Consider the following 19,553-nt stretch of genomic DNA (forward strand, 5'->3'; position numbering starts at 1 on the left):
TTTGGCGGCGTCATTCGGATGGGAGCACTGGGAACCAGGCGATGACTTCCCAATCATCCAGGCCGCTCGCCCCGCTCATACCCTGCGGGGCGCCGGTGGTGAAAAGGCTATCGACACTGCGTTCCAGTGCGGTGCCGGTGATGCCCGCAATCCCCGCCTCTAGGAGCACCTGCCAGCTTTCCATTTTTGCGCCGCGTTTTGTCTCACGGTCGAACCGCTTCCAGAGCGAGGCGCTTTCCTCCGGCGTCGTGCGGGCGATACGGCGGAGCGAATCGAGAATACGCTTGGGTGCGCTATGCGGCAGATGGATGGTTCCATCACTGCGCACATGCACTAGCGCGTGGGGGCGAAGCGGGTCTTTAGCATCGAGCGCCCCCATCGCCGCCACCGTTTCCCCGCGCAACACGAAGATCGCGCCGGTGGGCATGTCGTCGCTCGCGGCAACGGGGGCGTGGACGGTGAAAGGCAATTGATCGATGTTGGCGCGCGCATCTGCATCCAGTTGCGCGAGATCGAGTCGAAGGTCATTCAGCGTCAAATCAGTGATCGAAACGCCCTGCGACAAATCCTCCAGATCAATCACCTGATCCTGCATCGCCTCCAACTGCCGGCGGCGATATTCCAGATCGTTCATGCCATTGGCCGGGTCAGCCTCGATGATGTTTTCCTCACCCGTCGCCGAAATGTCGAGCAGTTTCATCCGCCCCGATACCGTGCGTTCAAGGCCGATATAGGCATCCAGATCCATATTCGGCCAGAAATTGACCAGCTTGATCCGGTCATTGTCCGACCCCAGCCGGTCAATCCGCCCGAAACGCTGCACGATGCGCACGGGGTTCCAGTGAATGTCGTAATTCACCACACAATCGCAATCCTGCAAATTCTGGCCCTCGCTGATGCAATCGGTGGCGATGATCAGGTCGATTTCGGGTTCATCGGCAAGACTCTCGGGTCGCTTGCGCGCTTTGGGGGCGAAGGCGGTCAGAATGGTCGCCAGATCGGTTTTCAGCCGCGTGCTCGATGTCTTGTTCGTGCCGCTGCCGGTGACCAGCGCGGAAATTCCGTCGACTTCATCCGCCAGATTTTCGTAAAGATAGGCCGCAGTATCGGCAAAGGCGGTGAAGACGAGTAGCTTGGCGTTGCCGGGGTTGATCGGGTGGCGGCGCTTTTCCTCGATAATCCGGCGCAATTCAGCAAGCTTTGCATCGGCGCCCGGCGTGATCGCCTGTGCCTGCCGCATCAACCGCATCAGCCGTGTGCGGTCGGCATCAAGATCGCGGCGCCACGCAATCAGATCAGCATCGCTGAGCAGCACCTTGACATTGCGGCCCACGCCAAGCGCCTCAAACAGCGGGTCATCCTCGGCCAGTTCCTCAATGGCTGGCACTTCGATGCTATCATCATGTTGCGAGATTCTCTCGATCAGCGCTTCGACCGACGCAAGCTGACGCGCGACTGTCAGCGCAAAGGCGTGGACCGAGCTTTCCATGCGCTTCAGCAGATTGACGCGCATCAGGCCGACCAGGCTTTCTTCGCGGTCAAGCTGGCGGAATACCGACTGGCCGGGTTTGGCCGTCTGGCTATAGCGCCGGTCATATTCGTCACGCTTATGCGCCAGCACGTAACGCAGCGGAGCATAGGCGGCGAGCGTCAGGCGGCGGATTTCATCATTGATAGCCGCGATGGGCGGATAGCTGCCATCGGTGGCCACATCGCACTTGCGATTATCCGGTGGCAGTTTTTCGGGGAAACGGCCTGTCTCAGCCAAACCATAATAGCGCTCGATATGCTTGCGCGACCGCGCAATGGTGAGGAGATCGAGCAGCCTGACATAGTCAAAGCCGAGCATGTCAAGCAGCCGCTGCGATGTCCGCCGGTCCGATGGCAATGCTTGCCATTTGTTGAATGCTGCCTGCGCCAGCCGCACGGTGCCTGCGATGCTCTTAATCCCGGCATCGGCCAGCGCGGCGTCGTCTCCTTCGGTCGCGAAAGCGATCTGGTTTTTCAGATCGTTGAGGCGGTTGTTCACCGGCGTTGCCGAAAGCATCAGCACGCGTGTGCGAATGCCCGCCTTGACGATATTGCGCATCAGCTTGTCGTACCGGCTATCGCCATCGCGACCGGTGGGCCGGTTACGAAAATTATGCGATTCATCGATGACAACCAGTCCGTAATTGCCCCAGTTGACGTGGTCGAGATCGATATCACCCGATAGCCCGCCATCGCGCGACAAGTCGGTATGGTTTAGGACGTCAAATGCAAAACGGTCGGTTGCCAAAGGATTGCGGACATCGTTGCGCGTCCAAAGTGTCCAGTTGTCTCGAAGTCTTTTGGGGGCCAGCACCAATACGCGCTCGTTGCGTAGTTCATGATATTTGATGACGGCCAGCGCCTCAAACGTCTTGCCGAGGCCTACACTGTCGGCAATGATACAACCGCCCCACTGCGTCAGTTTGCCGATAGCGCCCAGTACGCCGTCGCGCTGAAAACGGTAAAGCATGTCCCAGACCTTGCTATCTTCCAGCCCGATGCGCCGGTCGGGCAGGTCCGCAGTGTCTGCAGCCATGTCGCTGAACAATGCAGCCAGCGCGCGATGATAGCAGTCAGCGGGCGTCGTTTGAGCGGCGGCAATTCGCAATTGCGAGAGTAAGGGAATATCATGCTGTTCTTGCGCATCGCGCCATAGTTTCTCGAACCAATCGGCCATTGCGGCGACTTCGTCGGCCTGGTCGAACAATTGCACCATGCCCGCAGAAGCGCTGCGGGCAAGGCCCAAGCCCGCCGTCGTCAATTCGCACTCGCCGGCCAATGCCAATGGCGATGACAGGCTGAGCACCAGCGATTGTCTCAAGGCACGATCGGTTGCGCGTACCGAAGCCGCGTCGAGCCAAGCCAAAACTCGCGCGGATTCCTCACGCATGGTCAATTTGTTACGGCGGCGGCGGTCATGCCCGTCCACTTGCAACGCGGCGTCGTTCGCCAAAAGGCACCGCTCTATTGTGTGAGCGACTGCCATAACCGCCGCGCCTTCGAGCGAAACAGACGATGTAATGAGATTGAACGGCGTATTCGTTGGTAACACATCCGCTACACGTTCGCTCCCGATGTTCGAGATCAGCCGCATTGTAATAATTTTTCCTTGGTTGTGGCAATTAGGGCTTCGCAAGATGATAGCGGGCATAGCGCCGCTCACCAGTGCGTATCAGCGCACCTTTTTCAACAAGATCGGCTAGATCGCGCGTCGTAGTGGCAAGACTTGCGTCTGTTATCGTCCGATAATTTTCGGCGCTCAACCCACCCGCAAAGCCGTCCGGTCCTTCACGGAACAATCGAAGCAAGGCCTCTTCCTGCCGTTCGTTGATTTCGCCGCGCAAGCGATCGAGCAGTCGTGTTTTGTCGATCAGGAAGCGGATGCGGGTGATCGTCCGCGCCTGCGCCTCGATGACAATATCGGCAAACCATGTCAGCCAGGCATTGATGTCGTTGCTTTGGCTGCCAAGCTGAAGCGCGGCGTAGTAGGCTTTGCGGTGGCGGTGGATCGTTTCCGCGAGTGCCGTCAGCGTCGGGGCCGCGAGGCTTTGGGCCAATACCTTTTCAGCAATCGCGCGCCCGATCCGGCCATTGCCATCTTCAAAGGGGTGGATACTCTCGAACCACAGGTGCGATATTGCGGCACGGGTGATCGCGGGAAGCGGGTTTGATGACGACGGCGCGCTATCGTTGAACCAGGCTATGAAACGGGACATTTCCATTGGGACGACATCTGACGGCGGTGCCTCGAAATGCACACGCGGCGCATGGAGTGCGCCCGAAACGATCTGCATTGCATCTGCGTGCGTTCGGTAGCGCCCCATATCAGCAATGTCGCGACGCCCGTTCATCAGCATGGCGTGCCATGCGAATAGAGTCCGATCGTCGAGCGGTGCAGCATGGCCGCGATAAACATCGGCCATGAGTTCGGCGGCTCCGGCCTCTGCCGCGCTTGCACGGCGCTGATCGGCGGCAAAGCCCAGGTGTCGTGCCAGCGACGACTGGACACTGGCGCGGTCGAGGATCTCGCCCTCAATGGCTGAGCTATCGACAACCTCCTGCGAGATGAGTTCGATGGTCAGGCCGTCGCGCGCATCGGCGTCCAAGTGGTGGAGCGCGCCAATGACGACGCCGGAACCTTTCAGGAATTGTTCTTCGGACGCGCGAATTCGCTCCTCGTCGAAGCGGAAGTCAGGCCAGTCGGGAAGTTGCCAATTCCAGCGCATGATGGATAGGATACCTTTCTATCAATCACTTTATAGGCCATTTATGATTGATAAAGCGATAGCCAATCAATCATCATAGGCACATTGTCGCTTCGCGGTGTCGATTTGTGGCGATGGCTGCATCCCGGATGGGCTGCCAAGTGCCAGCATGACAATAGCGTTCGATTGTCATTTCGCGCAGCGGAGCGCGGGCCGTGCGACCTTGGGGCGTCCGCTGATGCAGGCTCCTGTCCCCGTGCGGTGGACTTTACAGAGCCTGCAATCTTGGATGGTGCGGGCGGTGGGAATCGAACCCACACTCCTTGCGGAACGGGATTTTGAATCCCGCGCGTCTACCAATTCCACCACGCCCGCGTTGGGAGACGCCTATAGCGCCGCCATCAAAACACGCAACGGCAAACATAAGCTATTTGGCTTAGGTTGCTGGCATCAATGCCTTCTTTCGGGCGGCGACTTTCGGGGGCTTAGCCTTGCGAACATTGACGGCGGATGCGTCGATGTTGTTCTTCAAATGACGCCCGTAAAACTTCTCGATCATTTCGACACTGGTGCGGCAGTTCTTCGCGACCTGATAAATGTCCGCCCCTTCGAGCAAACGCAGACAGATATAGGTATGCCGCAGACTGTAGCAGGTGCGGATGTGGCCATCGCGGTCGAACTTCAGATTCAGCTCGTCGAGAACCGTGTTCATTAACTCGCGCGGCGTTTTCCCGAATATCCGGTCGGTCGGCTTGAGCTGCTTGCGTTTGCGAACGCGCTCGAAGGGCAGGATCGCACCGGGCATCGACTTGCAGAAGCCGACCCCGCGCTTGCCGCGCACCTCGATCTCCAGGATGCGCTCGCCGGTCGACTCGTCATTCACGACCTTGACGTCGCGCAGCTCAAGCCGAGCGGACTCATCGGGTCGAAGTCCGGTGTTGCCCATGAACAGAACATAATCGTGGAAGGTCTCGCAAACTTCACGCCAGCGCGGCTTCGGCGGGTTCTTCGCCCGCTCGCGCGTAGCTTCATAAAGCATCTTGTATTCCTCAGGCGAGAACCACGCGCGATGCTCCACCTTGCCGGACGTCTTGTAGGGCGCTGACATATCCGGGATTGCCGAAATCCAGCCCTTGCGGTTGGCGGTTTTTAAGACCTGCCGAAGTGTGACGATCTCGCCGTGCAAGGTCGCGCGTGCCGGCTTCTTCGGCTTGCCGGTTTTGGGATCGACCCTCGATGTCTGCCGGTGCGCCCGATACTCCTGCACTTTGCCGGCCGTTATGTCCTCAAGCGCGGTGTCGCCAAAGAAGGGTAACAGGTGAACGCGGATGTGATCTGACTTCGATGCCACATATTCCGCGTTGCGTTCGCCCAGCGTGATTACCTCGAACTCGCTGGCGAACGCATCTGCGGCATCCTTGAAGCTTGGGCCAGTAGGCGTTCGCCGACGCCGACCATCGGTCGGCGCGCCGGTTCCGGTGGTCGGGGGCTGGACGGTGCCGTCCCGCAAGGCAACACGACCGCGTCGGCGTTGGCGATCCTCGACGCAACGCTCCATATACCAGTCGCGCGCGAAATCCTTGGCGGCAGCAAGGCTGACCTCCTTGGTCGTCTGCCGGTAGTTGCGGCTGCCAAGATAGGTCGAGCATTGCCAGTAGCGGCTGTTCTCACGCCGATAGACGTGCAGCGCCCCATCCATCAGCAGATGGCTTTCTGTAGGCATTGCGAAAACTCCAAAATGTGTAAGACATGTGTAAGTCTTTTTGGAGGTCTCGTCCTTGCTCAAACTATTGGTTTTGTGTGGTTTTTAGCTTACTTTTTTAGGCTAAACGCAATTTTGAGTGCGGCGCGTCTACCAATTTCACCACAGGGGCCCGTGGACGGCTGCCAGACCGGAAGATGATTCCCGCGCGGCGACCGATGCGGAGGAGCCGTTGCCACAGAAAGGTGGTTTTAGTCTAGTGGATAAGCGGCATCGTGCATAAGACGGTGGCATGACCGACAAGAGCAAGGCAGCCGCTGCCCCACCCGCACCTCCCGCCACCCGCGCCAAACCAGCCCCCGCCGCACCATTCGGCCCCGGCCGGATCGCGATGGCGGCAGTGACCGTCATCGCGATTATCGGCGTCGCTTGGCTGGCGATTACCCTCACCCGATTTTTCATGCTGGTGTTCGCCGCGATCGTGCTGGGCGCGATCTTTGACGCGATCGCCAGCTGGCTGGTCCGCCGAACCGGCATGAAGCGCGGATTCGCACTGGCCGGTTCGGTGATCGGCATCATCGCCATCTTTGTCGGCGCTTTTGTGCTGTTCGGGTCGCAGCTGGCAAATGAAGTCGATACGATCCGCCAACAGGTGCCGCGGGCCCTGCAAGGGGTCGAAGCCTTTCTCGATCGTTATGGCCTGGGCGCGCGGGTGCGCGAACTGGCCGAGGTCGGCGGCAACGACATCTCGCAAATCGTCTCGCAGGCCGGGGGCTATGCGCTGGCGGCGGGCAGCGGCATCGCCGATTTCGTGCTGGTGCTGGTCGCCGCGATCTTCCTTGCCAGCGATCCCTCGACCTATCGCCGCGGGTTGTTGTTGCTGATGCCTGCAAAGGCTGAAGCAACCGCCGAACTCGCGCTGGGCGACGCGTCGCGCGGGTTGAAGGGCTGGATGGTCGGCCAGGCGGTATCGTCGCTGGTCGTCGCGGCGCTGACTGGCGCCGGGCTGGCGCTGCTCGGCGTGCCCGCCGCCGGCGGCCTGGGCCTGATCGCCGGGCTGCTCGACGTGATCCCGATGATCGGGCCGATTATCGCGGGCATCCCTGCGGTGCTGCTCGCCTTTACCGTATCGCCTGCCACCGCGCTGTCGACGCTCGTGCTGTTTCTGGTGATCCAGCAGTTGCAGGGGAATTTCCTGCAACCGATGATCCAGAAACAAGCGGTCGACGTGCCGCCCGCGGTACTCTTGTTCGCGGTGGTCGCGGCAGGGGTGCTATTCGGCTTCCTAGGCGTGCTGCTCGCCGCGCCGCTGACCGTGGTGGTCTATGTGCTGGTGCAGCGGGTGTATGTGAAGACGTTGCTGGGCAAGGACATCAAGATCGCCGGGGCGGATTGACGCTGGCCCCACCATAAAAGACCGTAGCCCTGGGCCTGTCGAAGGGCGCCTATCCGGATAAGCGCCCTTCGACAGGCTCAGGGCTACGGCGTTAAATTGCTCGCTCAGTTCCCTACTTCTTCAATTCCTTGGCCAGTGTCTTCGCCGTCGCCTTGCCATAGGGCGGCTTGAACCCCGCCAGCCCGGCAACATCCAGCTTCGGCTGGCGATACACCGCGCGCGCATGGCTGAACGTCCTGAACCCGTCGACACCATGGTAATTGCCCATGCCCGAAGGCCCGACCCCGCCGAATGGCAGATCCTCCATCGCGTTGTGGAACAACACGTCGTTGACCGTCACGCCGCCCGAGATCGTCCGCGTTAGTACGCGGTCCTCCTCGCTCTTGTCCTGCCCGAAATAATAGAGGCCGAGCGGGCGGTCGTTCGCGTTCACATAATCGATCGCATCGTCGATCGTCTTGTACGTCCGGACCGGCAGGATCGGGCCAAAGATTTCCTCCTGCATCACCTTCATGTCGTCGGTCGGATTGCGGACGATATGCAGCGGCATCTTGTGGCCGTTGGCGCTAGCGAAATCCTCCTTGCCCGGATTGACCTCGATCACTTCGGCGCCCTTTTCGCGCGCGTCAGTCAGATAGGATTGCAGGCGGTCGTAATTGCGCGTGTTGACGACTGAGGTGTAATCGTCGTTGGCGAGCAGCGTCGGATAGAGCGCGGTCGCGCCCTTGGTGACGCTGTCGATCACCTCGCCCTCCTGATCCTCGGCAACCAGCAGATAGTCGGGGGCGAGGCAAATCTGCCCCGCGTTCATCATCTTGCCGAGCGCGACACGCTGACCGACCAGATCCTTGTTCGCGCTGCGCCCGATAAAGGTCGGCGACTTGCCGCCAAGTTCGAGCGTGACCGGCACCAGGTTATCGGCGGCAGCGCGCATGATATGTTTGCCGACGCTCGTTGCGCCGGTGAAGATCATATGGTCGAACGCCAGCTTCGAGAATGCGACGCCGACATCGGCGTCGCCGGTGAACACCGCCATTTCGCTTTCGTCGAAATATTCCGGCACCAGCCGGGCGATCAAGGCCGAGACATTTTCGGTAAACTCGCTCGGCTTGATCATCGCGCGATTGCCCGCGGCCAGGATCCCCGCCATCGGCACGAAGACCATCCCGACCGGGAAATTCCACGGCGCGACGACGCCGACGACGCCCTTGGGCTGATAGACGACCTCGGCCTTCGCGCCGAGCAGGCCGAGCGGAAATGTGGGTTTGCGCTTCTCGCCCTTCGCCCAGCTCGCCATATGCTTTTTCGCATGTTTCAGCGCGCTGACCGACGGCATGATGTCGGTCATCAGCGTCTGTTCGCGGCTGCGGTGACCGAAATCCTCGCTGACCGCCTTGGCAAAATCCTCGGCATTGTCGACCAGCAGCGCGATCGCGCGGTCGATGCGGTCGGCGCGAACGCTCAGGCTTTCGGGCATCGCCGCGGTAAAGGCGACCTTTTGCGCCGCCAGCACCTCAGCCATGCGCTGCGTTTCACCGCTGATATTGGTTGCGACCGTTGCCATTGCCCATCTCCCTGTTTGCCGGCGCGTGTTTGATCATGAGCCGAGGCGGGTTGCAAGATGAAACCGGCCACGACCAAACCGCCGACCGGGGAAATGTCCAGCATGTCCGCTACGCGTCAGCCCAAGCGGCCACCGCAATTTAGATCCACAATGCTAGGATGCGTCAAAATATGCCGATATTCGTTAGCCATTGCTTCAGGTGGCCCGGCCATTGCGTCGTGATCGGATCGCTCGTTGGCCGCATCCCAAAGGCATGACCGCCGCGGGCGTAGAGCCGCATGTCAACGGGCACGCCTGCATCGTTCAATGCCAACGCATAAGCCATCGGCTGTCGAACATCATCAACGGCATCGTTCATCGCGTGGATGATAAGCGTCGGGGGGGCTGCCGCACTGACCTTGACCCACGGCTGCAATTCCAGGCTGTTCTTTCCCTTGCTGTTGTCCAGAACGCGCGCCGTATAAGCGACGATCGCGAAGTCGGGTCGCGACGATTGTCGATCGGCCGCGTCGATCAGCGCATAGGTGCGTTCGTCGGTATTGCTCATATTGATGACAAGATATGCGCCCGCCGAAAAACCGATCGCGCCAATCTTGTGCGGATCAATTCCGTAGTCAGATGCGCGGTGCCGCAGCAACGCCATCGCGCGCTGCGCGTCTTCCAATCCCAGCAGCACCGTTGGTCGTTGCTGCTTTCCTTTCGCTCTCGGCCACACTTGCGGCGTCCGATATTTCAGCATGGCGCAAGTCATGCCATGCTGGACCACCCAGTTACATATTTCGGTGCCCTCCAGGTCCGTCGCCACCGCATGGAACCCGCCGCCGGGCAGCACGAGCATCGCGGCGCCGGTATTTTTTCCCTGCGGCCTGTAAATGGTCATGGTCGGCCGCGTGACATAGCTTGCCCAGTGCCATTTCCGTCCTCCGACCAGGGGCGAGCCATTGCCGGTCGCCTCGGGATGGTCGCCGCTATCCGGCTTCGCAAGCGTAACGTCGGCAGGCCACAGCGGCACCTGCGTGCCGCCGCCGGATGGTTGCCACACGCCTTCCTTTTCCACCTTCGGAACCTCGATCCGGTCAGGTGGACCGCCAGACGGCACCGGCTGACCAACCGCCGCGCTGCCGATACCGCCGACAAGCAGCAAAGCAACGATGAACCCCAATCGTGACAACGCCCTATCTCCCGCTGCGAATCCCGAACCTGCCCTTATGGCCACAGCCTAAGCGCTACGGCGACACCTGCAACATCTCCGGACCAGCAGCGTCAGATACCACCCGAGAAGCAGGACGGCGCCGCGCCCCCTTTCGCCAAGGGGGCAATTCGGCTAACCGGGCCGCTGACCATCCTTCCCCACCGGAGTCTTGTCCCATGACCGCCACCGATCCCGTCGTATTCCTCTCCTATGCCCGCACCCCGATGGGCAGCATGCAGGGGAGCCTGTCCGACGCGAGTGCGACTGACCTGGGTGCCACCGCGGTCAAGGCAGCGGTCGAGCGCGCCGGGGTGGCGGGTGACGACATCGAGCGTATCTATATGGGCTGCGTCCTCCCCGCTGGTCTGGGCCAGGCGCCCGCGCGGCAGGCGGCGATCAAGGCCGGGCTGCCCAAATCGGTGCAGGCGACCACGGTCAACAAGGTGTGCGGCTCGGGCATGCAAACGGTGATCATGGGCGCCGAAGCCCTCGCCGCGGGCAGCGTCGATCTGATCGTCGCGGGCGGCATGGAATCGATGACCAACGCGCCCTATCTGCTCAAGAAGCATCGCGGCGGCGCGCGCATCGGGCACGACACCGCCTACGACCATATGTTCCTCGACGGGCTGGAAGACGCCTATGAAGCGGGCCGCGCGATGGGGACGTTCGCGCAGGATACCGCAGATGCGTACCAGCTGTCGCGGCAAGCGCAGGACGACTACACGCTCGCCTCGCTAAGCCGCGCCAAGGCCGCGATCACCGACGGCGCCTTCGCGAACGAAATCGCGCCGGTGACGATCGCGGGTCGCAAGGGCGACACCATCGTCGACACCGACGAGGCGCCGGGCAAGGCGATGCCCGACAAGATCCCGACCCTGAAGCCCGCCTTTGCCAAGGACGGCACGATCACCGCCGCGACCAGCTCGTCGATTTCGGACGGCGCCGCTGCCGTGGTCCTGACCCGTCAGTCGGTTGCCGAGGCGAAGGGTGCAAAGCCCGTCGCGCGCCTCGTCGCCCACGCCGCCCACGCGCAGGAACCGAAGGATTTCACGATCGCCCCCGTTGGCGCGATCAACAAGGTGCTGGCCAAGGCGGGCTGGACGATAGGTGATGTCGATCTGTTCGAAGTCAACGAAGCCTTTGCCTGCGTCGCGATGTTTGCGATGCACGACCTTGGTATCCCGCACGACAAGATCAACGTCCATGGCGGCGCGACTGCGCTGGGCCACCCGATCGGCGCCAGCGGCACGCGCATCATCACGACGCTGATCGCCGCGCTGCAACGCCACGGCAAGACGCGCGGCATCGCCAGCCTGTGCATCGGCGGCGGCGAAGCGACGGCGGTCGCGGTCGAGCTGGTTTAGTTTGACCGTCGCCCCCGCGAAGGCGGGGGCCGCTGGACGGTGTGCACCGCTGCCTTATGATGCAGCTGCCAACGGCCCCCGCCTTCGCGGGGGCGACGATTAACGAACGCGTTGCACGGCGCCGTCGCAAGATGGCGCCGTTTCGTCGTTTCACTGCGACAATTTGCGACACTAATGTCCTGAAAATAAACGCGCCGTTCCGGAACAATTCAAATCGACTCGCGTAAATCTATCCTTGTCATCGGGCAGTCCCCTCCCCCTGACGGATTGAAAGGATAGACCAATGAAGACCAAGTTTTTGACCGCCGGCCTCATCGCGGCCCTGATGGTCCCCGGCGCCGCTGCGGCGCAGACCCGCGGCGAAGTTCGTGACAGCCGTCAGGACGTCCGCGAAGAACAGCGCGAGTTGCGTCAGGCGCAGCGTTATGGAGATCGCAGCGATGTTCGCGAAGAACGCCGCGATGTTCGCGAAGCGCGCCAGGAGCTGCGCGAGGATCGCCGCGACTGGCGCCAGGATCGTCGCTATTCCAATTATCGCGCGCCGTTCCGCTACCAGCAGTTTCGTGTCGGCGCGACGCTCCGCTCGAACTATTACGCCCCGGCCTATCGTCCCAGCTATGACAGCCGCTGGGGTGTGCCGCGCGCCGGTCGCAACCTGACCTACGTGCGTCATTACAACGACTTGCTGCTGGTCAACGAGCGTAACGGCAAGGTCGTCCGGGTTTACCGGAACCACTTCAACTGGCGCCGCTAATCGCCAAGCCAGTAAATAGAATATCAGAGGGCCGGGCGGGAAACCGTCCGGCCCTTTTTTGTCGGTGTGTGATCAATCGCCCCAGATATGGTCGGTTTGGATCCAGCCGCCGCGGCCCTTGACGTCGAAGCGGCACCAGCCCTCAGCGCACTCGGTGATCCGCCCGACCACCCCCGGTTCGGCGCGATAGGCGACCGCAGCCGCTGCGCTGGCTTCGTCGCGCAGCGGCCGGATGCCGCCGGTGACGATCGCCGTGCGTGTCCGGCTGAGCAGCCGCGCCGCCATCCAGCCCTGCGTCCCGTCGGGATCTTCGATCTTGCGCCAGGTTTCGAAACGCGCGACGACCTTGACCGGCAAATCCTTGCGCCGATATTCCCAGATCACCGGCACGTCGGGCGACGGCCCCTTGCGCATCCGCGCCTCGTCGACGCTGATCGACGCCCAATAGGGCAGCTTAACGGGGTCGGATTGTGCCGACGCCGGTCCCACAACGGCAAGGCTGAGCAAAATCACGGCGATTTTTCGGCTGGTCATCACCAACCCTTGTCAAAATCGGCGCGCATTATCAACCGGTCGCGGCGCGCAAACGCCGCATCGTCCACAGATTTGCTCGCGACGGCCCCTTGACCCCCGCCGCGCGCCGCGCTCTATCGGCGGCCATGCCCGATTCATCCCGCCCCAAACGCCCGCGCGTCATCGTCACCCGCCAGTTGATGCCGCATGTCGAGGCGCGCATGGCCGAATTGTTCGACGTTGCGCTGTCGGCGCATGACCACGCCTTCACCAAGGACGAACTGAAAGCCGCAGTCGCCGACTGCGACGTGTTCGTGCCGACGGTGACCGATGAAATCGACGCCGAGGTGCTGGCGGCGGCGGGCGAGCGATTGAAGCTGATCGCCAATTTCGGCGCCGGGGTCGATCATATCGATCTGGCCGCGGCGCGCGCCAAGGGCATCATGGTGTCGAACACCCCCGGCGTGTTTACCGAGGACACAGCCGACATGACGATGGCGCTGATCCTGTCGGTGCCGCGGCGGCTGGCGGAAGGCGAGAAATTGATGCGTTCGGGGCAATGGGCGGGCTGGGCGCCCAGCGCGATGCTCGGTCACCGCGTCGGCGGCAAATTGCTCGGCATTATCGGCATGGGCCGCATCGGGCTGGCGGTGGCGCGGCGCGCGCGCGCATTCGGCCTATCGATCCATTATCACAACCGCCGCCGCCTGCCCGAGGCGATCGAGGAGGAACTGGGCGCCAGCTATCACGCCAGTGTCGATACGCTGCTGCGGATCAGCGACATCGTCACCCTCCACTGCCCGCACACCGCCGAGACGCACGAGATGATCCATGCGGCACGGATCGGGTCGATGAAGCCGACCGCCTATTTGATCAACACCGCGCGCGGCGAGATCGTCGACGAAAAGGCGCTGATCGCGGCGCTCCAGACCGGGCGCATCGCGGGCGCCGGGCTCGACGTTTACACCCACGAACCCGCGGTCGACCCCGCGTTGCTGGCGCTCGACAATGTCGTGCTGCTCCCGCATCTGGGCTCGGCAACGATCGAGGGCCGCGAAGCCTCGGGCGAAAAAGTCATCGCCAACATCCGCGCCTGGTGCGACGGCCACCGCCCGCAGGATCAGGTGCTGGAGGGGTGGGCTTAGCGCATCACTGTTGGCGTCAGTTTTCCAACGCTCTGGATTGCTTCGTCGCTGCGCTCCTCGCAATGACGAAGCCTAAAAGAACTGCCGTCATTGCGAGCGAAGCGAAGCAATCCAGAGTGTCACTCGCTGCCATCGACGATCTGAAACCACAAATCCTGCCAGAGCGGATTGTCAGCTTCGATCAACGCGAGCTTCTTAGCCCGGCTTCCGGCTTTGATCTGCTTTTCGCGCGCGATGGCGGCTTCCATCTTGGCGTGGATTTCAAACCAGACAAGCAGCTTGCAGTCGTAACGCGTTGAAAAGCCGCCGAGGCCTTCGCGATGCTGCCATATCCGTCGAACGAGATGCCCTGTCACACCCGTATAAAGCGTTCCGTTGCGCCGACTGGCGACGATATAGACTGCTGGCAGGCGTTCGCGCATGGCCGCTCTGGATTGCTTCGCTTCGCTCGCAATGACGAGGGTTGTTAATCCCCCGTCAAAATCCGATCCACCAGTTGCTTCACTGTCGGGGTGAAGTTGTTCGAATAAAAGGGATCGGTCTTGAAATTGAATGCGGCGTGGCCCGCGAACATCAGATTTTGTTCGGGGTCGCCGCCGTGCGCGATGTCCTGCAACGTTTTCTGGATGCAAAAGCTGCGCGGGTCGGCGAGGTAGCCGGTGGTGTAATCGTCATGGTCCTTCCACGACGAAAAACCGCAATGCGACAGGCAGCCCATGCAGTCGGTCTGGTCCTTGCGGATCACCGCCTTGTCGGCGTCGGTCACGAACACCACCGTGTTGTCGGGGGTCTTCAGCGCCTCGGTATAGCCTTCGGCCGCCCAGTCGCGGGCGCGGGCCCGATCATGGGGGGTGACCCAGAAATTCTTGCCCTTTACCCCGACGTCGAGCTGGACGATATGATCGCCCGCTTCCTGCTTCGAATAGGGAATCTGGCGTTCCGACCGCGCTTCGAGGTCGCGCAAGAAGGGGGTGCGGACCGCGCTGGAGTAAAAGCCGGTCGGCGAGAAGCGGTGCAAAAGCACGTCGCCGTCGTCGAGGGTGCGAAGGCGATCCTTCCACGCCTGCGGGATCGGGCTTTCCTCGGTGAGCAGCGGCCGGGTGCCGTACTGGAACACGATCTGGCCCAACTCGGGATTGTCGATCCAGTTTTCCCAGTCGCGCAGATACCACACGCCGCCCGCCATCACGATCGGCACCGTATCGGCGATCCCCTCGGCGCGCATCGTTTCGCGCACCGCGGCGACGCGCGGATAAGGATCCTGCGGGACTAGTGGATCCTCGGCATTCGACAGGCCGTTGTGGCCGCCTGCCAACCAGGGGTCTTCGTAAACCACCGCGCCCAGCAGATGCGGCACCTTATGATAGGCCCGCTTCCACAGCGCGCGAAAGGCGCGCGCCGAGCTGATGATCGGCAGATACATGACATTGTGGCGCTCGGCGATTTCGCTGAGCTTGTACGGCATCCCGGCGCCGCAGGTGACCCCGGCGACCATGCCCTTGGTCCGCGCCAGCACGCCTTCCAGAATCTGCTGCGCGCCGCCCATTTCCCACAGCACGTTGATGTTGATCGCACCCTTGCCGCCCGACACCTCATAAGCGCGTTCAACCTGGGCCACCGCGCCTTCGATGCCGTATTGGATCAGCTCTTCGTGGCGCTCGCGCCGGGTCAGCGCATTGTAAACCTGCGGGATGATCTTGCCCTCGGCGTCATAGCTGTCGGCGTTGACCGCAGACACGGTGCCGATGCCGCCCGCCGCGGCCCACGCGCCGCTCGACATATGGTTGGTCGCCGACACGCCCTTGCCGCCCTCGACCAACGGCCAGACTTCGCGTCCGCCGTAAAGGATGGGCTTCAATCCTTTGAACATTTTAGATCTCTTTCTCTCCACCGGCCGTCCATTTTTCAGCCAGTCCCCGTGCCGGTTCCGTAAGCGGAAGCGCGCGGCGAAAGTCAATGGTTCCGCCGCTGGCTAACCCGTAAACAGGCGGCGCCCGGCCAGCGCCCGACCATAGAGATTTTCATACGCCGCGACCATCGCCGATTCATCGAACTGCTCAGCGGCAACGCGCCGGTTCGCGGCGCCGATCCGGCCACGCAGGGCAGGATCGGTGGCAACTTCCGCCAGCGCCGCTCGAAAGCCGGCTTCATCGGCAGCAATAAAGTTCTGGTTGTCGGGCGCGACCATCGCCGCAACATCGCCGACTTCAGGACTGACGACGGGCAGCCCCGCCGCCATCGCCTCGATCACCGCAATCGGCGCCTGCTCGCTCGCCGATGATAGCGCCAGCAAGTCGAAATGGCCGATCCAGCGCGCGGGCTCGGCCATAAAGCCTGGCATCACCAGTCGGTCAGCGATCCCGCCTGCCGCCGCTTCCGCCACGATCGCCGCGCGCTCCGGTCCTTCGCCGACGATCACCAATCGGACGTCGTTCGGTAATGTCGCAACCGCGCGCACTAGCCTCGGCAAATCCTTGACTTTGCGCAGCCCGGCCACCGTCCCGATCACGACCTCCCCCGCACGCCGCTCCAGCCCCGGGATCGCCAACGAAGGCGCCGCGCCATAAGTCGCAGTGTCGATGCCGTTGCGGATCACCACCGTCCGCCGCCGCGCCCGCCACTCGTCGGCGGCGATCCGTTCGAGCAGCGTCGACGGCACCACCAGCGCCTCGGCGGTCGGCAGCGCGAGGCGGCGAAAGCCATTGCGTTTCCAGTTGCGCCGGACACTCTCGTCTTCGTTGAACCCGTCCTCGTGGTGGATCAGCGGCGGCAGGTCGCGGAACGGCGCGAACACCCGGTGCGCCATTACCCCATCCATCGCCCCCCAATTATAGCTGAGCACCAGGTCGAATTGCTGCATGTAGCGCGCAAGGTCGCGATAGCGGGCGGGGCCGGGCTTGCCATAGAGCGGCGGGGCATCGGCGGGAAATGCGACGTCTATCTTCGGATCGATTGCGTCGCGGGCGCCCATCGCCTCCGGCACCGCCGACAGGATCGTGTGGCGCGCGCGCGGTCCCATCAAATTCATCAATCGGACGGCGCGGGCCTCCTTCCCACCCAGCGAGAAGCTGGAATGCAGGTGCAGCAGGCGCATGGGAGCCGTTGCGCCGGTCACGCGGTGGGCAGTTCCGCCACCCAGGCGTCGATTGCCCCGCGGGCTTCGGGTTCGTCCAGCGTCGGCGCATGGCCGACCCCTGGCACCTCGACCAACCGAGCGTGCGGCAGCCCTGCGACCATCTTTTCTCCCGCCGACCGCGCCAATATATCGGACAATTCGCCGCGCAGGATCAACAGCGGCACATCGCCCAGCGCGCGGTACACCGGCCACATATCGAACGCCGCCTCGCCGCCGGTAACGCGCAGCGGCGCCGCGATTTGCTTGTCATAATCACTGACGATCCTGCCTTCGGGGGTCAACCGGTGCGTCCGCTTGGTCAACCGCAGCCAGTCATGGATTTCATAGCTGGGGTAAACCGCCCGGTTGAGTTCGGAATAGCTGCGCGCGGCGTGCATCCACGTCGGCTGGCTGCCGCCTGCCCCGATATAGTCGCGGATCCGATCAAGCCCGGCGGTCTGGAGTTCTGGTCCGACGTCGTTTAGCACCGCGCCGATCAGCCGTCCCGGCAGCGTCGCCGCCATCAGCATCGATACGAGCCCGCCCAGCGAGGTGCCAATCGTCGCAAAACGATCGATTGCCATGTCGTCGAGCAGTGCGACAACATCCTGAACATAGGTCAGCGGGACATAGGTCATCGGATCCTTGGCATAAGCGCTTTCGCCGCGGCCGCGGAATTCGATGACGATCGTCTTGCGCACCTGCGCGACATGCGGCGCCAGCAGCTCGAAATCGCGGGCGTTGCGCGCGAGTCCCGGCATGCACAGCACCGGCGGCACGCCCTCGCTGCCTTCTGGCCCCGCATAGACGCGCGCATGCAGCCGCACACCGTCGCCCGACCACCAATATTGGTCGGACCAGTCGCGGCGGCTGTCCTGTTTCGCTAAAATGGCGCGTTCCCCTTGTCGATGCGCGGTCGATGCCGACCCTGTCTATCGCCACCATACTGCCCGGTGCAAGCAATCCGTCGCGCCAAACCGTGGCGCAGGTTGCCGCCACCGGCTTTCGCCGATAAGACCGGGGCGACCATGAGTGACACCCTGCTTTCCTTCGAACCCGCAACCGGTGAAGAGCTGTGGCGCGGCACGGTCAGCAATGTCGATGACGAGGTCGCCATCGCGCGGGGCGCCTGGCCCGAATGGGCGGCCAAAGCCGTCACCTTCCGCACCGAAACGCTGCGCCGCTTTGCCGATCGCGTCAAAGCCGAAGCCGACGTGCTCGCTGACCTGATCGCGCGCGAAACTGGCAAGCCGCTGTGGGAAGCGCGCACCGAGGTCGAATCGGTCGCGAACAAGGTCAATATCTCGGTCACCGCTTATGCCGAACGCACCCCGAACCGTCGGATCGAAGGCGCAATGGGGCTGCGCAACGCGGTGCGCCACAAACCGCATGGCGCGCTGGCGGTGCTCGGCCCGTATAATTTCCCCGCCCATCTGCCCAACGGCCACATCGTTCCGGCGCTAATCGCGGGCAATTCGGTGTTGTTCAAGCCGTCGGAAAAGACCCCCGCGGTCGGCGCCAAGCTGGTCGAACTGTTCCACAGCGCCGGGGTGCCGACCGATGTCCTGCGGCTGATTATCGGCGGCCCGGAGACCGGCAAGGCGCTGGCGGGGCATCAGGGCATCGACGGCCTGCTATTCACCGGCTCGGCGCGCACGGGTCTAGCCCTAAATCGCCAGTTTGCCGACCAGCCGGGCAAGCTGCTGGCGCTGGAGATGGGCGGTAACAATCCCATCGTTGTCTGGGACACCGCCGACATCCGCACCGCGGCGATCATCGTCGTGCAATCGGCGTTCCTCAGCGCCGGGCAGCGGTGCAGCAATGCACGGCGGCTGATCGTCCGCGACAGCCTGGCGGATGGGTTGATCCAAGAGGTCCGCGACCTGACCAACCGTTTGATCGTCGATCATCCCCACGCCGACCCCGCGCCCTATATGGGGCCGGTGATCGATAATGAGGCGGCCGACGGCCTGACCGAAAGTTTCCTGATCCTGATGTCGAACGGCGGTCAGGTGATCCGTCACATGACCCGGCCGGTTGCTGGACGCCCATTTCTGACCCCCGGCATCATCGATGTGACCGCAATGCCCGAACGCCCAGACATCGAACTGTTCGGCCCGCTGCTCCAGGTCATCCGCGTCGACAGTTTCGAAGCCGCGATTGCCGAGGCGAACAACACCGCTTTCGGCCTGTCGGCGGCGCTGATCGGTGGAACACCGCAGCTGTACGATCAATTCTGGGCCAATGCCCGTGCCGGGGTGATCAACTGGAACCGCCCGACCAACGGCGCCTCATCGGCGGCGCCGTTCGGCGGCGTCGGGCTTTCAGGCAATCACCGCCCCAGCGCCTTCTATGCCGCCGATTATTGCGCCTATCCGGTTGCGAGCGCGGAAAGTGACGCGCTGCGCGCGTCGATCGGAGTTGGCCTGCGCGATCCCGAGGGCTCGCGATTGATTCCGAAGAATTACAATTAGACAATAGACCCCGGCGCAAGTCCGGGACGACGATGAAGAGGGGCAATTTTACCTTCATCAGCGTCAATAAAGCCTGCTTTGCCATTCGGCGGGTGCGCT

15 protein-coding genes and 1 tRNA gene are annotated in these 19,553 nt (G+C 62.6%); 5 read left to right on the forward strand and 11 right to left on the reverse strand.

What is annotated here, in order from left to right:
• Nucleotides 1-10: 10 nt before the first annotated feature.
• The 4 genes from J2X44_RS12160 to J2X44_RS12175 form a co-directional block, all read right to left on the reverse strand.
• Complete coding sequence (locus tag J2X44_RS12160) at nt 11-3,124, reverse strand: DEAD/DEAH box helicase (protein WP_310084341.1); 3,114 nt, start codon at nt 3,122-3,124, stop codon at nt 11-13.
• Nucleotides 3,125-3,152: 28 nt separating this feature from the next.
• Nucleotides 3,153-4,256 carry a Fic family protein gene (locus J2X44_RS12165; RefSeq protein WP_310084343.1) on the reverse strand — a complete coding sequence of 368 codons (1,104 nt, stop codon included), beginning with the start codon at nt 4,254-4,256 and terminating at the stop codon, nt 3,153-3,155.
• Nucleotides 4,257-4,525: 269 nt separating this feature from the next.
• Nucleotides 4,526-4,610 (reverse strand) — tRNA-Leu (locus J2X44_RS12170).
• 61 nt (nt 4,611-4,671) lie between these two features.
• Nucleotides 4,672-5,958, reverse strand: coding sequence for a site-specific integrase (locus J2X44_RS12175; protein WP_310084346.1), 1,287 nt, complete (start codon nt 5,956-5,958; stop codon nt 4,672-4,674).
• A 271-nt stretch (nt 5,959-6,229) separates the two neighbouring features.
• Here J2X44_RS12175 and J2X44_RS12180 point away from each other — a divergent pair, with 271 nt between their 5' ends.
• The gene (locus tag J2X44_RS12180; protein ID WP_310084348.1) at nt 6,230-7,333 is read left to right on the forward strand and encodes an AI-2E family transporter; all 1,104 of its coding nucleotides are present in this window, start codon (nt 6,230-6,232) and stop codon (nt 7,331-7,333) included.
• 112 nt (nt 7,334-7,445) lie between these two features.
• Here J2X44_RS12180 and J2X44_RS12185 read toward each other — a convergent pair whose 3' ends face one another.
• Both J2X44_RS12185 and J2X44_RS12190 read right to left on the reverse strand, forming a co-directional pair.
• Complete coding sequence (locus tag J2X44_RS12185; RefSeq protein ID WP_310084350.1) at nt 7,446-8,897, reverse strand: coniferyl aldehyde dehydrogenase; 1,452 nt, start codon at nt 8,895-8,897, stop codon at nt 7,446-7,448.
• Nucleotides 8,898-9,060: 163 nt separating this feature from the next.
• A complete protein-coding gene (locus tag J2X44_RS12190; protein ID WP_310084353.1) occupies nt 9,061-10,059 on the reverse strand; it encodes an alpha/beta hydrolase in 999 nt (332 codons plus the stop codon).
• A 206-nt stretch (nt 10,060-10,265) separates the two neighbouring features.
• Between J2X44_RS12190 and J2X44_RS12195 the strand changes: the two genes are divergently transcribed.
• Together J2X44_RS12195 and J2X44_RS12200 are read left to right on the forward strand one after the other, a co-directional pair.
• A complete protein-coding gene (locus tag J2X44_RS12195) occupies nt 10,266-11,453 on the forward strand; it encodes an acetyl-CoA C-acyltransferase (RefSeq protein WP_310084355.1) in 1,188 nt (395 codons plus the stop codon).
• A gap of 283 nt (nt 11,454-11,736) precedes the next feature.
• A complete protein-coding gene (locus J2X44_RS12200; protein WP_310084359.1) occupies nt 11,737-12,207 on the forward strand; it encodes a DUF1090 family protein in 471 nt (156 codons plus the stop codon).
• A gap of 72 nt (nt 12,208-12,279) precedes the next feature.
• Here J2X44_RS12200 and J2X44_RS12205 read toward each other — a convergent pair whose 3' ends face one another.
• On the reverse strand, nt 12,280-12,741 hold the full coding sequence (locus J2X44_RS12205) for an SH3 domain-containing protein (RefSeq protein WP_310084363.1): 462 nt from the start codon (nt 12,739-12,741) through the stop codon (nt 12,280-12,282).
• A gap of 125 nt (nt 12,742-12,866) precedes the next feature.
• Between J2X44_RS12205 and J2X44_RS12210 the strand changes: the two genes are divergently transcribed.
• On the forward strand, nt 12,867-13,865 hold the full coding sequence (locus J2X44_RS12210) for a D-glycerate dehydrogenase (protein WP_310084366.1): 999 nt from the start codon (nt 12,867-12,869) through the stop codon (nt 13,863-13,865).
• A 119-nt stretch (nt 13,866-13,984) separates the two neighbouring features.
• On the opposite strand, the gene J2X44_RS12215 is transcribed toward J2X44_RS12210, so the two are convergent.
• From J2X44_RS12215 to J2X44_RS12230, 4 genes are all read right to left on the reverse strand, one after another.
• Nucleotides 13,985-14,287, reverse strand: coding sequence for a GIY-YIG nuclease family protein (locus J2X44_RS12215; RefSeq protein WP_310084369.1), 303 nt, complete (start codon nt 14,285-14,287; stop codon nt 13,985-13,987).
• Between the two features lie 44 nt (nt 14,288-14,331).
• Nucleotides 14,332-15,735, reverse strand: coding sequence for a nitronate monooxygenase (locus J2X44_RS12220; RefSeq protein WP_310084372.1), 1,404 nt, complete (start codon nt 15,733-15,735; stop codon nt 14,332-14,334).
• Nucleotides 15,736-15,837: 102 nt separating this feature from the next.
• Complete coding sequence (locus J2X44_RS12225) at nt 15,838-16,959, reverse strand: glycosyltransferase family 4 protein (RefSeq protein WP_310084375.1); 1,122 nt, start codon at nt 16,957-16,959, stop codon at nt 15,838-15,840.
• Between the two features lie 17 nt (nt 16,960-16,976).
• Nucleotides 16,977-17,807, reverse strand: a complete 831-nt coding sequence (locus tag J2X44_RS12230; RefSeq protein WP_310084378.1) for an alpha/beta hydrolase — start codon at nt 17,805-17,807, stop codon at nt 16,977-16,979.
• 201 nt (nt 17,808-18,008) lie between these two features.
• On the opposite strand from J2X44_RS12230, the gene astD reads away from it, so the two are divergent.
• Entirely contained in the window at nt 18,009-19,454 is a 1,446-nt protein-coding gene (astD, locus tag J2X44_RS12235; RefSeq protein ID WP_310084380.1) for a succinylglutamate-semialdehyde dehydrogenase, read from the forward strand.
• Nucleotides 19,455-19,553 lie beyond the last annotated feature (99 nt).

This window comes from Sphingopyxis sp. BE259 (genome assembly GCF_031457495.1).
GTDB lineage: Bacteria > Pseudomonadota > Alphaproteobacteria > Sphingomonadales > Sphingomonadaceae > Sphingopyxis.

Bases quoted from the DNA above. Each gene is read 5' to 3' on its own strand.
- J2X44_RS12215 (WP_310084369.1), bottom strand. From the start codon at position 14,287: ATGCGCGAACGCCTGCCAGCAGTCTATATCGTCGCCAGTCGGCGCAAC.
- J2X44_RS12205 (WP_310084363.1), bottom strand. From the start codon at position 12,741: ATGACCAGCCGAAAAATCGCCGTGATTTTGCTCAGCCTTGCCGTTGTG.
- J2X44_RS12180 (WP_310084348.1), top strand. From the start codon at position 6,230: ATGACCGACAAGAGCAAGGCAGCCGCTGCCCCACCCGCACCTCCCGCC.
- J2X44_RS12200 (WP_310084359.1), top strand. From the start codon at position 11,737: ATGAAGACCAAGTTTTTGACCGCCGGCCTCATCGCGGCCCTGATGGTC.
- J2X44_RS12225 (WP_310084375.1), bottom strand. From the start codon at position 16,959: ATGCGCCTGCTGCACCTGCATTCCAGCTTCTCGCTGGGTGGGAAGGAG.
- J2X44_RS12210 (WP_310084366.1), top strand. From the start codon at position 12,867: ATGCCCGATTCATCCCGCCCCAAACGCCCGCGCGTCATCGTCACCCGC.
- J2X44_RS12220 (WP_310084372.1), bottom strand. From the start codon at position 15,735: ATGTTCAAAGGATTGAAGCCCATCCTTTACGGCGGACGCGAAGTCTGG.
- J2X44_RS12160 (WP_310084341.1), bottom strand. From the start codon at position 3,124: ATGCGGCTGATCTCGAACATCGGGAGCGAACGTGTAGCGGATGTGTTA.
- J2X44_RS12165 (WP_310084343.1), bottom strand. From the start codon at position 4,256: ATGCGCTGGAATTGGCAACTTCCCGACTGGCCTGACTTCCGCTTCGAC.
- J2X44_RS12175 (WP_310084346.1), bottom strand. From the start codon at position 5,958: ATGCCTACAGAAAGCCATCTGCTGATGGATGGGGCGCTGCACGTCTAT.
- J2X44_RS12185 (WP_310084350.1), bottom strand. From the start codon at position 8,897: ATGGCAACGGTCGCAACCAATATCAGCGGTGAAACGCAGCGCATGGCT.
- J2X44_RS12195 (WP_310084355.1), top strand. From the start codon at position 10,266: ATGACCGCCACCGATCCCGTCGTATTCCTCTCCTATGCCCGCACCCCG.
- astD (WP_310084380.1), top strand. From the start codon at position 18,009: ATGAGTGACACCCTGCTTTCCTTCGAACCCGCAACCGGTGAAGAGCTG.